At 41.3% G+C, this 13,006-nt stretch carries 12 protein-coding genes and 4 tRNA genes; 10 read left to right on the top strand and 6 right to left on the bottom strand.

The annotated features are described in order from the left end of the window. Positions 1-168: 168 nt before the first annotated feature. The gene (locus ACSLUH_RS18850) at positions 169-1,284 is read right to left on the bottom strand and encodes an OmpA family protein (RefSeq protein WP_448569910.1); all 1,116 of its coding nucleotides are present in this window, start codon (positions 1,282-1,284) and stop codon (positions 169-171) included. 107 nt (positions 1,285-1,391) lie between these two features. Between ACSLUH_RS18850 and ACSLUH_RS18855 the strand changes: the two genes are divergently transcribed. The 4 genes from ACSLUH_RS18855 to ACSLUH_RS18870 all read left to right on the top strand — a co-directional run bounded on the left by ACSLUH_RS18855 (position 1,392) and on the right by ACSLUH_RS18870 (position 4,882). Then, complete coding sequence (locus ACSLUH_RS18855; RefSeq protein WP_448569912.1) at positions 1,392-1,907, top strand: GNAT family N-acetyltransferase; 516 nt, start codon at positions 1,392-1,394, stop codon at positions 1,905-1,907. 34 nt (positions 1,908-1,941) lie between these two features. Beyond that, entirely contained in the window at positions 1,942-2,829 is an 888-nt protein-coding gene (locus tag ACSLUH_RS18860; RefSeq protein WP_448569914.1) for a DMT family transporter, read from the top strand. A gap of 67 nt (positions 2,830-2,896) precedes the next feature. Beyond that, positions 2,897-3,379, top strand: coding sequence for an FKBP-type peptidyl-prolyl cis-trans isomerase (locus ACSLUH_RS18865; RefSeq protein WP_448569916.1), 483 nt, complete (start codon positions 2,897-2,899; stop codon positions 3,377-3,379). Positions 3,380-3,592: 213 nt separating this feature from the next. Further along, positions 3,593-4,882, top strand: coding sequence for a metal-dependent hydrolase family protein (locus ACSLUH_RS18870; protein WP_448569918.1), 1,290 nt, complete (start codon positions 3,593-3,595; stop codon positions 4,880-4,882). 53 nt (positions 4,883-4,935) lie between these two features. Here ACSLUH_RS18870 and ACSLUH_RS18875 read toward each other — a convergent pair whose 3' ends face one another. The 4 genes from ACSLUH_RS18875 to metG are packed head-to-tail and all read right to left on the bottom strand — an operon-like array spanning position 4,936 to position 9,106. Further along, positions 4,936-5,820: a DMT family transporter gene (locus tag ACSLUH_RS18875; RefSeq protein ID WP_448569920.1), complete on the bottom strand. Its 885-nt coding sequence runs from the start codon at positions 5,818-5,820 to the stop codon at positions 4,936-4,938. A 56-nt stretch (positions 5,821-5,876) separates the two neighbouring features. Next, positions 5,877-6,602 carry a tRNA (N6-threonylcarbamoyladenosine(37)-N6)-methyltransferase TrmO gene (tsaA, locus tag ACSLUH_RS18880; protein WP_448569922.1) on the bottom strand — a complete coding sequence of 242 codons (726 nt, stop codon included), beginning with the start codon at positions 6,600-6,602 and terminating at the stop codon, positions 5,877-5,879. Positions 6,603-6,614: 12 nt separating this feature from the next. Then, positions 6,615-7,019, bottom strand: coding sequence for an Rcs stress response system protein RcsF (gene rcsF / locus ACSLUH_RS18885; RefSeq protein ID WP_448569924.1), 405 nt, complete (start codon positions 7,017-7,019; stop codon positions 6,615-6,617). Positions 7,020-7,078: 59 nt separating this feature from the next. After that, positions 7,079-9,106 (bottom strand): methionine--tRNA ligase, encoded by a 2,028-nt coding sequence (gene metG / locus ACSLUH_RS18890; protein WP_448569926.1) that lies wholly within the window; start codon positions 9,104-9,106, stop codon positions 7,079-7,081. Between the two features lie 128 nt (positions 9,107-9,234). Here metG and apbC point away from each other — a divergent pair, with 128 nt between their 5' ends. Continuing rightward, entirely contained in the window at positions 9,235-10,335 is a 1,101-nt protein-coding gene (apbC, locus tag ACSLUH_RS18895; protein ID WP_448569928.1) for an iron-sulfur cluster carrier protein ApbC, read from the top strand. Between the two features lie 46 nt (positions 10,336-10,381). Then, positions 10,382-10,972 carry a dCTP deaminase gene (dcd, locus tag ACSLUH_RS18900; RefSeq protein WP_448569930.1) on the top strand — a complete coding sequence of 197 codons (591 nt, stop codon included), beginning with the start codon at positions 10,382-10,384 and terminating at the stop codon, positions 10,970-10,972. An 8-nt stretch (positions 10,973-10,980) separates the two neighbouring features. On the opposite strand, the gene ACSLUH_RS18905 is transcribed toward dcd, so the two are convergent. Next, entirely contained in the window at positions 10,981-11,898 is a 918-nt protein-coding gene (locus tag ACSLUH_RS18905) for a gluconeogenesis factor YvcK family protein (protein ID WP_448569932.1), read from the bottom strand. 385 nt (positions 11,899-12,283) lie between these two features. Between ACSLUH_RS18905 and ACSLUH_RS18910 the strand changes: the two genes are divergently transcribed. From ACSLUH_RS18910 to ACSLUH_RS18925, 4 genes are all read left to right on the top strand, one after another. Continuing rightward, positions 12,284-12,359: transfer RNA gene (locus ACSLUH_RS18910), tRNA-Ala, on the top strand. Between the two features lie 96 nt (positions 12,360-12,455). After that, a tRNA-Glu gene (locus ACSLUH_RS18915) sits at positions 12,456-12,531 on the top strand. Between the two features lie 140 nt (positions 12,532-12,671). Further along, a tRNA-Glu gene (locus ACSLUH_RS18920) sits at positions 12,672-12,747 on the top strand. Positions 12,748-12,887: 140 nt separating this feature from the next. Beyond that, positions 12,888-12,963 (top strand) — tRNA-Glu (locus ACSLUH_RS18925). Positions 12,964-13,006 lie beyond the last annotated feature (43 nt).

The raw sequence follows: 13,006 nt of genomic DNA on the forward strand, positions 1-13,006 counted from the left end.
CAAGAGAAAGTGCTGTTGTTAATTGCAAAAGAAAAGGCTCCTGAATAAATTCAGAAGCCTTTATAAACTAACCAGTTGATCGGTCAATGGATCATTAAATATTTCTTAACTGATCGGCATTAAGCGACTAGCTGGCTTTTTGGCATTTAGAAGACCGATCACAATTACTTATTTTTTTACGGCAACTTTCTTAGTCACCGTGACTGTTGCTTGAATTCTGCGATTAGAACGATGAGCTTGCTCGTTGTCGGCGCTATCTAATAAACGCTCTTCGCCATAGCCAACAGCTTTTAATCTATTACGATCAACATTAAACTCGTCTACTAAAATAGCCACTATTGCATCAGCACGTTTTTGTGACAAGGTTTTGTTGTAGCTGGCTGAACCAACACTTGATGTATGACCTTCAATTGTTAATGTCACATGGGGATAGCGTTTCATAAAGCTGGCAGCTTTGGCGATATCACCATAATATTCGGGCTTAACAATGGCTTTATTGTTGTCAAAATTAACTAGCAAGGTCATCGTTGAGTTTTCTTTGGTAAATACGGTACAGCCTTTGTCATCTACTTTATCGCTTGCTGGCGTATTCGGACAAATGTCATTGCTATTGATAATGCCATCCTGATCAGAATCTTTTGCTTTGCTTGCTTTAGCTTCAGGAGCTTTTTGAACTGGCTTTTGTGGTTTTGTTGCTTTTGCTGGTGGAGTAGGCGCTGCTTTGACTTTATTGGTACTAATGTCGCCGAAATAATAAATGATACCAATTTGTCCTGACATATCGAAATCACTGTTTTTGAAACGTTTATGTCCTTTACCTTCAAGGTAAATGGCAAACTTTTCATTAAAATAGTGGCGATAGCCTGCCCCTAAATCTAACGATAAGGCATTATCATTTAATTTTAGTTTTTCAACACCCGCTAGATAATAGAAACTTTTTTGTGTTGGAAAATACAAAGCATCTACAGCTACACTATTCCCGCTGCTGTCAGCAAAAAGATAGTTATCTTTCATATCGAAGCTAATGTCAGAATAACTTAGGCGAAGCTCTACAGATTCTGTTGCACGATAACCAATCTGTCCACCCCAGCCTTTTGCAGCGTCGAGTTCTGAACCTGTTAGTTCGTTTAATCGACGGTCATCATCAGTATTCATATGAAACCCATGAATGCCTAAATAATGTTTGCCAACTAAATCACTCGCGGAGGGGATATTATCTTGTGCTGCGAATGTTGAAAATGAACTCATTAGCAGTAATGAGGTTAATAAAGGTGTTTTTTTCATTGCTAAAATCCATGCTGAAAATAGTTATTATAAATAAGCATTTATTTTAGCAGCATGTTAAATTAAATACGAAGGTAATTAGGAAATAACTAACAAAGGTAGGCGTTGTGTTTAGCAGAAGCGATGATGAGATTACCATAGTATTAGCAACAGAAAGTGATGCAAAAGATATCGCAGAAATTTATAACCACTATATTGAACATACGGTAGTTACATTTGAAGAAACGCCAATCGATGCTCGTGAGATAGTTAATCGGATAAACAAGGTTAATGCGTCAGGTTTAATATGGGTAGTCGCAAAAAATAAACAGGGTGAAACGCTAGGTTATGCCTACGCGACAAAATGGCGTGAACGTTTTTCTTATCGATACTCTGTCGAAGTTACCGTGTATTTAAATCGTCAATTTCAAGGCAGAGGTATTGGTAGTTTATTGTATCAGACGCTCTTTAATGAATTAAAAGTTAAGGGAATACACGTCGCTATTGCTGGCATTACGCTTCCTAATGAGGCAAGTGTTAAATTACATGAAAAGTTTGGCATGATAAAAGTCGCTCATTTTAACGAAGTCGGGCTTAAATTCGACCAGTGGCAAGATGTCGGTTATTGGCAAGTCACTCTCTAGTCTTATATCACTTACTCCCTAATAAGGCATTAACGTGGAAACATGGGTTGCATTTACGCTATTAGCGGCAGTGATGCAAGCAGTGAGAACTGCTGGTCAAAAACAATTATCGGGTCAACTAAGCGCAATGGCGACAACCGGCGTTCGTTATATTTTTGCCTTGCCGTTTGCTATTGCCTATTTAGTATGGCTATTAGATTATCGCCAGCAGTCTTTGCCTGTGCTCAACGATCAGTTTATTCGCTATGCGCTAATTGCCAGTGTTATGCAAATTGTTGGTACGGTTTGTTTAGTTATTGCTTTTCGATACCGAAATTTTGCTGTCGCAACGAGTTTATCAAAAACCGAAGCCATTTGGGTTGCTATCGTTGGGACACTCGTTTTTGCTTCTTCATTAAGCTATTTAGGTTGGATATCAGTGATCATTGGCGTTGTCGGTGTGATATTACTGACTAAAGTTAGGTTTACCGTTGCTGATTTATTTAGAAACCCTGGTGCTGGTTTTGGTTTGGCTTCGGGCTTAGGGCTAGCAATCACGACGCTACTGATCCGCGAATCAAGTTTAGCGCTAGACACTGATTTAATGGTTAGCGCAGCTGTAACCCTCGTATTTATGATTTCAATGCAATGTACACTATCAATTTCTTATCTAGCTTTTAGTAACCGTCAGCAATTTAAGGCAATGCTAGTTAACTGGCGATTATGTTTATTTGTTGGCATAACCAGTGTAATTGGCTCTATCGGTTGGTTTACTGGTGCTAGTTACCAAAATGCTGCTTATGTGAAAGCATTAGGACAAATTGAATTTTTTATCACCTTAATGCTAACTTACCGTTTATTTAAAGAAAAAATATCACTAAAAGAATATGTCGGGATGGCGTTGGTGCTTGCCAGTGTCATTATTTTGCTGCTTTGGGCATAAAGTGCTTTTCGAGGTTCACGCTTGTTTGCTAGACTTGGCGAAAATTTTAAATACTAGATAAAAAATAATGAAAATTACGCAAAATACTGTTGTTCAGTTTCACTATACGTTAAAAAACGAAGCTGGCGAAGAAATCGAAAATTCATACCAAGGTGATCCTTTGGCTTATCTTCATGGACACAAGAACATGTTGGTAGGTGTTGAAAACGCGTTAGCTGATAAAGAAGCGGGTGATAAATTTTCGGTGACATTGCAGCCAGAAGAAGCTTACGGTGAACGTTTAGATGACGCTGAGCAACGTGTACCGGTAAAACATCTTGTTGGTGCCAGTAAGTGGAAGCCAGGCATGACGGCATTAGTTAATACTGAGCAGGGGCAACGTCAGGTAACGGTGTTAAAAGTCGGTCGCTTTATGGCGACTGTTGATATTAACCCACCGCTAGCTGGTAAAGTGTTGACCTTTGATTTAGACGTTGTCGATGTAAGAGAAGCAACTGAAGAAGAAATAGAACACGGCCATGCTCATGGCGTTGGTGGTCATCAGCACTAAAAGTTTCTACTACTGCCAGCATGCGAGTGTTGGCAGTTCTCTTTAGCTCCTTTCAATTTCCTTCTCAAAAAGCTGTCTATAAACGCTCTACCTGCTAACTTATGCTCGTGTTAGCTTTTTAACCGCAATAAAATAATTTTTACTATCACGCTATTAAGCTAACTAATTGCTTGCTATGGTAAAGACACCATAACAATCTTATCGGAAGAGACAATGACATATTTTAAACGATTATCTAAAGCGGTTTTGACTATCTCAGCACTCACTGCGTTCCCAACGGTAGCAGAAGTTAGTGTGATCCATGCAGGCAAATTGTTAGCAGTTGCTGGTCAGCCAGTGCTCAATAATCAGTCTATTGTTATCGATAATGGTAAAATTACCGAGGTAAAATCAGGCTTTGTATCCCCTAAAGGGGCTAAGATCATTGATTTATCAAAACAGTTCGTTATGGCAGGGCTTATGGACATGCATGTCCACCTGCAAGGTGAATTGGGCCCAGATAACGATAAACAAGCGTTGAGGGAGTCTGATGCCGATAAACTGGTAAAGAGTATCCATAATGCAGAAAAAACATTACAAGCAGGATTTACGACGGTAAGAGATTTAGGCTCTCTCGCTAAAGAAAGCTTTGCGTTAAGAGATGGGGTTGCCAAGGGGTTAATTGATGGTCCTCGTGTTATTGCGGCGGGCAGCAGTGTTGCGGTTACCGGCGGTCATGGTGATGTCGATGGCATGAGCCCAGACATCTTGGAATTAAAAACACCAAAAACAATATGTGATGGCCCTTACGATTGTCGTCGTGCCACTCGACATGCAATTAAGTACGGTGCCGACGTCATAAAGATTACCTCTACTGGCGGTGTGTTATCAGATACTAATACCGGGACAGGTCAACAGATGGCAGACGATGAATTACGAGAAGTGGTTGAAACTGCCCATAGTTTAGGACGAAAGGTAGCCAGTCATGCCCATGCGGCAGCGGGCATAAACGCAGCGTTACGTGCTGGTGTTGATAGTATTGAACATGGCAGCTATGCAAACCAAGAAAGCTTTAAACTGTTCAAGCAATCAGGCGCTTATTTAGTTCCGACGTTAATGGCGGGTGACACGGTTGTTGGTTTGGCCAAAACAACCAACTTTATGTCGCCGGCAATTAGAGATAAAGCGATACGAGTTGGGCGAGATGTCATTATTAATTTTACTGCCGCCCATAAAGCTGGGGTTAAAATAGCCTATGGTACTGACAGTGGCGTTTCAAAACATGGCAATAATGCCTATGAAGCTGAGTTAATGTTTAAGACTGGGATGAGCACGACAGAAATACTAAAATCAGCGACGGTTAACACCGCAGACCTTATTGGTATGTCAGATCAACTTGGCAGTATTGAGCAAGGTAAAATAGCCGATATTATTGCTATGTCAGAAAGTCCAATTGCCAATATAAAAGCATTGCAACAGGTTAGCTTTGTCATGAAAGGCGGTAAGGTTGTCAAACCAAAATAGCCTTAGAATAAACTACTGGACCCTCAATAAGCATCGACAACATCGCAGATCCTTTACGATAATGTTGATGCTTTTTTCATTTTAACAATCCCCGTTGTTAAGGCGACACCGCCAAGCACTAACAGACAACCCACCATCATCCACGGGGTGATAATTTCATTTAAAAATACGACACCCCAAAAAAGACCAAATACAGGAATAAGGTAGGTAACTGAAATGGTTTTAGCAGGCCCAAGAGTGCTTATTAACCGAAAGAAAATTAAGTATGCTATGCCAGTACAAACGATGCCGAGTGCAAGCAAGGCACTGATTGCTGAAATGCTTGGTAAGCTATCAGGTAAAAAGAATAGACTAATAGGCAATAACAGCGCGGTCGCTGCGGTTTGACTACCCGTTGCTAAGGTTAGCGGCTTTAAATCAGACAAGTAGCGTTTGGTATAGTTTGCTGAAATACCATAACAAAGAGAGGCCAGTAAAACGGCTAACGTCGGTAATACCACCGTTTCGGGCGAAACCATGACTTTATCTAACACCAAAAAATACACGCCAATAAACCCGATAATCAAGCCAATAACCCCCGTTACCGGTAACTTGTCTTTTAACCAGACAAAGGCGACGATAGCACCAAACATTGGTGTAGTCGCATTTAAGACTGAGGTAATGCCAGCGGTTAAATAAAGGGTTGCCCAGCCAAATAATACAAACGGTATCGCAGTACTGAATGCTCCACCGATAAACAATCTTGGCCAACAACCTTTTAACTGGTGATGTTGACGCTTTATCATCAAAATAGCATATAAAAACAGGCAAGCAATTAATGTTCTCAGCGCCATAAAGAGAAAAGGCCCAAATTCTGGCCCGCCTATTTTCATAAATATAAACGAACCACCCCAAATTGCGGCGAGAAGTGGGAATTCTATTAAAGGTTTAACTGTCATTTGGGCTTCTCAACTTGTTCTAGGGTCTGTTGATCGTTGTTTAAAATAAACAATGGTCAACAGTACCTAGTTAACACATCAATTTGCGTTACTTCAATAACACCTTCAGTTAAAAGCTGCCATTGAATATTAAAATGATAAAGCCTGATACCGTAAATTTTTTCATCTACTTGCTGGTGTCTATATGCAGGCCTTGGATCTTGTGACAACACTTGGCTGATTAAAAGTTTTAGCTCGGGGTAGCGATGATGATGTTTTGAAACCATATTATTCGCTTGATCACTAAATTGTACATCAAATACTTGAGTGGGGGCGTGTTGCGCATAGCCAGCTTGAGCGTCGTTGATAATATCTGAATAAGGCACATAAGGCTTAATGTCGAGCACAGGCGTTTGGTCAAGTAAGTCAAGCCCCGAAATAATTAACTCTGCGTGATTTTTGTCAACAATAACTTGGTCAAGTTTAACCACCGACATGCCAATTGGGTTTGGCCTAAACGTAGAGCGAGTCGCCAATACCCCCAATTTCTTATTACCACCAAGGCGAGGAGGCCTAACTAATGGCTTCCAACCTTGTTCTTGTGTGGCATGAAAAGCAAATAACACCCAAATATGACTAAATTGGCTTAATCCTCGCACGGTTTCTGCACTTCGAAGGTGATCATTTAAAATGATTTTACCCTGTGCCGCACTGACAATGCCGGGTTGCCTAGGTATGGCGAATTTTTCCTTATAGGGGGATTCGACATAGGCTATCGCTTCAAATTGATAAGCGCTTTTCATCAAAATAGCCGTTTAACGTGATTGCACAGGCTTGATAAACATCGCTTGGCCATAACACACTTGCGTCGCGACACAGTGTTTGTTGGCTTCGTTGTGTTCTATCAAGGTACACGATGAAAAGTAAATGGCGTTAGCGCCTATGTTTGCCGCTTTTCGTCGAGCGTCAGTTCGAGCTTCACTGGTAGAAGGTAGTTGATGATGCGCTTTTTGTTGACACGCTTCACCTTCAATAACCCCTAGTATTTTGTACGGTGAAGAGATTTGCTCAAGTGATTCAATTACGTTGACTTGTTGAAATGAAAAGTATGCTTCGATGTTACTAGGATCAAGGTTACTATCAATAGCGATATTGCTAGTGCAGCCCGATAAGGCTGTCATCACAAAAACGGAACCAGTCCAAGAAAAAATTTTATCCATGATTTAGGCGTATTCATTAAAAAAGGCAATGAATTATCATTGCCTTTGTTGGGTTTATATTATTTTACGCGCATACCAGGTTGCGCACCTTCTTCAGGATTTAATATCCACAGATCTTTACCACCAGGGCCAGCAGCTAGCACCATGCCTTCAGACATGCCAAAACGCATCTTACGTGGCGCTAGGTTTGCTACCATCACTGTTAATTTGCCTTCAAGATCTTCTGGTTGATAAGCCGATTTTATCCCTGCAAATACCTGACGAGTCTCACCGCCTAAATCTAGCTCTAAACGCAACAGTTTATCTGCTTTTTCGACATGTTCTGCTTTAACAATTTTAGCAACCCTTAAATCTATCTTAGCAAAATCGTCAAACTGAATTTCCTCACTGATCGGATCGTCAGCGAGTGGGCCTGAGGCTTTTGGCTTTTCAGCAACTAAGCTTTCTTTTGATGCATCTACCATCGCAGTAACCTTGTCCATATCTACACGTTGTAACATTGCTTTAAATTTATTGATTTTGTGATCAGTTAACAGCTGGCGATGGCCTTCCCAGGTTAATTCGTCATTGAGGAAGGTTTCGGTACTTTTCGCCAACTCTGGTAATACTGGCTTTAAGTAAATCATTAATGTTCGGAATAAATTAATGCCCAGAGAACAGATATCGTGAACCTCTTTTTGTTTACTGTCATCTTTAACCAGTTGCCAAGGTTCTTTTACGGCAATGTATTCATTCACTTTGTCAGCGAGCGCCATGATCTCGCGCATCGCACGACCAAAATCTCTATCTTCATAGCATTGCGCAATTTTATCACCTGCACTGGTTACTTCATCAGCAAGCGATTGATTATCGATATCACGCGATAACATGCCATCAAAACGCTTAGTAATAAAGCTTGCGCAACGGGAGGCAATATTGACGACTTTACCAACCAAGTCAGAGTTCACGCGTTGCGCGAAGTCTTCAAGATTAAGGTCCAAATCATCAATGCGGTGGGTTAGTTTAGCGGCATAGTAATAACGCAAATATTCAGGATTTAAGTGATCTAAATAGGTACGGCCTTTAATAAAGGTGCCTTTTGATTTTGACATTTTCGCGCCATTTACCGTGACAAAGCCATGTGCGTAAACTGAAGTTGGTTTTCGGTAACCAGCTCCTTCAAGCATCGCTGGCCAAAATAGACTATGGAAGTAGATAATGTCTTTACCGATAAAGTGGTAAACTTCTGCATCTGAATCTTTTTGCCAAAAGGTGTCAAAGTCGATATTGGTTTTATCACAAAGGTTTTTAAAACTACCCATATAGCCAATAGGAGCGTCCAACCATACATAGAAGAACTTTCCTGGTGCGTTTGGAATTTCAAAACCAAAATAGGGTGCATCACGAGAAATATCCCACTGCTGTAGACCTTGCTCAAACCATTCTGCTAATTTATTGGCCATCTCATCTTGTAATGAACCGCTGCGCGTCCATTCTTTGAGCATGTTTTCAAACGCGGGTAAGTCGAAGAAGTAATGCTCCGAATCTCGTAATACTGGCGTCGCACCAGAGACGACTGAACGCGGATTAATCACTTCAGTTGGCGAATAAGTAGCACCACAGTTATCACAACTATCACCGTTTTCATCTTCACTTTTACATTTAGGGCAGGTACCTTTAACAAAGCGGTCTGGTAAAAACATACCTTTTTCTGGATCGTATAACTGAGAAATAGTGCGTGTTTTAATATGGCCTGCATCGTGAAGGCGCTGATATATCTCACTCGCTAGTGCTTGGTTTTCTTCACTATGCGTTGAGTGGTAGTTATCAAAACTAATAAAAAAGTCGTTAAAATCTTTCATGTGCTCTTCACGAACACCAGCGATCATTTCTTCTGGCGTAATACCAAGTTCTTGCGCTTTAAGCATGATCGGCGTGCCATGGGCATCATCGGCACAAACAAAATAAGTTTCATGACCACGCATGCGTTGAAAGCGTACCCAGATATCTGTTTGAATATGTTCCAATAAATGCCCTAAATGGATTGAACCATTGGCATAAGGTAGGGCACAGGTCACTAAGATTTTACGTTTTTCTACTGGTTGCATATACGTCTCTAACGCTTACTTAAAAATAGGGTGGTAATTATGGTGGGAATGGTACAGAATTTATCATTACTTTTCATTAATAAATGTGTCTTTTATACTTAAATAAAGACTAAGATGTCTGCTCTCACATGTTTTCAAAATTATTTAACGGTAAAAAGCCGCCAGAAAACGAAAAAAAGCTTATCGAAACGTTTTTTAACCATTACCAAAGCGAGATATTTCCAAAGGGTATCGCGTCGGTGTGTCAGTTATTAGCGATAACGTTTGAAAACAATGAATTTGCTATCAAGCTACAAATACCGTTCCCATGTTTTAGCGAGTTAAATCGCTTCGCACAAGCGTTGTTAGCAGCGCATAACATATCAACCTCGGTAAACCCCATTCTCGCCTGTGAGAAAATCGTAACGCATGATATTAGCGGCGTAACCAACATTATTGCTGTCGCTTCTGGTAAAGGGGGGGTTGGTAAATCAACAACCGCGGTAAATTTAGCGTTCGCGTTACAAGAGGAAGGTGCTGCCGTAGGCATACTTGATGCGGACATTTATGGTCCTTCTATACCTAAAATGCTGGGTAAAGCGCAACAAAAGCCCGATTCAGTTGATGGGAAAATGTTATTACCAGTGGAGAGTCATGGCATCGAATCGATGTCGATGGGTTATTTAACTGATAACGATGATGCAACCGTTTGGCGAGGACCGATGGCTAGCCGGGCCTTTAATCAGTTACTCAATGAAACGCAGTGGGGGGAGCTTGATTATTTAATCGTCGATATGCCTCCAGGTACAGGTGATATCCAGTTAACCCTCGCTCAACAGGTACCGGTGGCAGGGGCAGTGGTGGTTACCACTCCGCAAGATATCGCCTTAATTGACGCGCAAAAAGGCATTGCGATGTTTAATAAAGTTAAGGTTCCAGTGATCGGGGTGATTGAAAATATGAGCTATCACGTATGCCAACATTGTCATGAAAAAAGCTACTTGTTTGGTGAAGGTGGCGGTGAGCGAATTGCCAAACAGTTTGATGTTAAATTGTTAGGGCAATTACCACTAGAAATGGCAATCTGCCAAAGTGGTGAGCAGGGGCAATCATTATTGATCGAAAATAGCGCTGGTGATATCGGCCAGCAATATCGTAAAATAGCCGAAAATGTTGTTTCAACATTATATTATCAGTTTGATAAACGTAGTCCGTTTAGCTCAGAAATCATGATTAAAACGATAGACTAGTAATAAATGCCATAAAGGCGAATGATAACTTAAAAGAAGAACGAAAATGAGATTGTGTGATAAAGATATCGAAGCCATGTTAGCGCAAGGGAAAATCGCCATTAACCCTATGCCTGATGCATCGATGATTTCAGGAGTCAGTGTTGATATTCGACTAGGCAATGAGTTTCGTGTGTTTCAAGATCACACGGCGCCTTATATTGATTTAAGTGGACCAAGAGAGCAAGTTGATAAGGCAATGAACTCAGTGATGAGTGATGAAATTGTTATTCCTGATGGCGAAGCTTTTTTCTTACACCCTGGCGAGTTAGCATTGGCGGTAACGTATGAATCAGTTACGTTACCTGACGATATCGTCGGTTGGTTAGATGGGCGTTCATCATTAGCGCGTTTAGGCTTGATGGTGCATGTCACTGCTCATCGAATTGATCCAGGTTGGTCGGGACAAATTGTGTTAGAGTTTTATAACAGTGGTAAATTGCCACTTGCGTTAAGACCTAAAATGAAAATTGCCGCGCTAAACTTTGAAACCATGTCAGCAAGCGCACTACGCCCATACAACAAGCGTGATGATGCGAAATACAAAGGGCAAATGGGTGCGGTTGCTAGCCGCATTAGTCAAGACGATCGTAGTTAGTCATAACGCTAACTGTTGATCACTTCCTGCGTTGGTATTTTTTCTTCAAGATCAAAGCATTGCTCTAATGCTTTGATCAGTTTCTCTCTGTCATGATAGTGCTTTACGTTGCTACTAGCGAGATCGCTGTTAATCACGGGTAATAATTCACTCGTGGTTTCGCTGCCATGACAAATCACCGAATCAAAAGGTAAGCCTTGAATATTATTGGCAATCCATTGTAGTTTTTCATCCAAAGATAACCGACCCGCAGGACTATTTTCAGCAACGATATTGTCGATAAACACACAATGTCCTTTGCTGTGTTTTATGGCTTTAACAATGTCACGAATTAATAACGGCGGAATAATACTGGTTAGAAAGCTTCCTGGGCCGACAATAATTAAATCTGCTGATTCTATCGCTTCAATTGCAATAGGTAATGTTTTAACTAATGGCGCTAACATTAAACGCTCAGGCATCATTGGCATTTCATCAACGGATAATTCGCCGACACGACAGCGTCCTTTCGGATAAAAAGCCATCAGGTCGGTTGGGGTTTCAGACATCGGTAATACCGGTGTTTTAACCCGTAACAGCCTTCTTACTAATTTAATTGAATCAAGAGGGCGTGATTGGATCTGACCAAGACCATAAAGAATGAGGTTACCTAAATTGTGTCCGCCAAGTTCATCGCGACCGTCGAAACGAAAATCAAAGAGTTGGCTGCCTATTGAGTCTTTATCGACGAGCTGGGTGAGGCAATTGCGCAAATCCCCCCATGCAATAGAGCTGCTGCGCTTTCTCAAGCGCCCAGTTGAACCACCGTTGTCGGTAGTGGTGACAATACCTGTTAAATCCTTACCAAGAAAAGACAATGTTGACAGTACTCGACCTAATCCATGTCCGCCGCCTATGGCGACCACTTTTTTACCAGCTAACTGCATAGAGAGTGTTCTTTGTATAGGTTTATGACAGATCTGCAAGTTTACAGATATATTGCGCTATAGGGTAGCATATTTTTTAGTATCTATGTACAAGTTGTTTACATTTAGTCCAGACTAGTAAGTTTATTAATGCAGAGTTTTTGGTTTCGGTGATAGATAGTGCTGATAAAGTAGCAGAGTAGGGTAATTAACCCTATGATTATATAAAAATTAACCAAGTTGACGGTTATCTGAACATTCAGTGCAAATATGACAAAAAAAAGGAAATATTTCCAAATTAACAGTTGACAGTTACAGGGTGGCTGCTTAGAATGCGCCTCGCTTTCAACGAGTGTTTATTCATGACTTGTTAGTAAACTTAGCACTAGGCCGTTAAGTTTTTAGAGGGGCTATAGCTCAGCTGGGAGAGCGCTTCGCTGGCAGCGAAGAGGTCTGCGGTTCGATCCCGCATAGCTCCACCAAATCACCATGACCTTCGGGTAGTGATTAAGACACTGAATTTAGATTAAAGGCGACAGCGTTTAATCATAAGCCAATTGGCTTAAACCAGTTTCAGCGTCCCTATCGTCTAGAGGCCTAGGACACCGCCCTTTCACGGCGGTAACAGGGGTTCGAATCCCCTTAGGGATGCCACTTTTAAAGGGTAATGTAGACTAGGTCCTGCACTTATCCTTGGTTAGCACTTAGTGCTAAACTAAAACTGTTTGACGTCTAGCTGGGTAACCGGTTAGGTAAAAAGAGGGCAGTTAGCTCAATTTTTACAGAAACTCTGCGTCCCTATCGTCTAGAGGCCTAGGACACCGCCCTTTCACGGCGGTAACAGGGGTTCGAATCCCCTTAGGGATGCCACTTTTAAAGGGTAATGTAGACTAGGTCCTGCATTTATCCTTGGTTAGCACTTAGTGCTAAACTAAAACTGTTTGACGTCTAGCTGGGTAACCGGTTAGGTAAAAAGAGGGCAGTTAGCTCAATTTTTACAGAAATTCTGCGTCCCTATCGTCTAGAGGCCTAGGACACCGCCCTTTCACGGCGGTAACAGGGGTTCGAATCCCCTTAGGGATGCCACTTTTAAAGGGTAATGTAGACTAGGTCCTGCACTTATCCTTGG

Source organism: Thalassotalea ganghwensis (genome assembly GCF_053485795.1).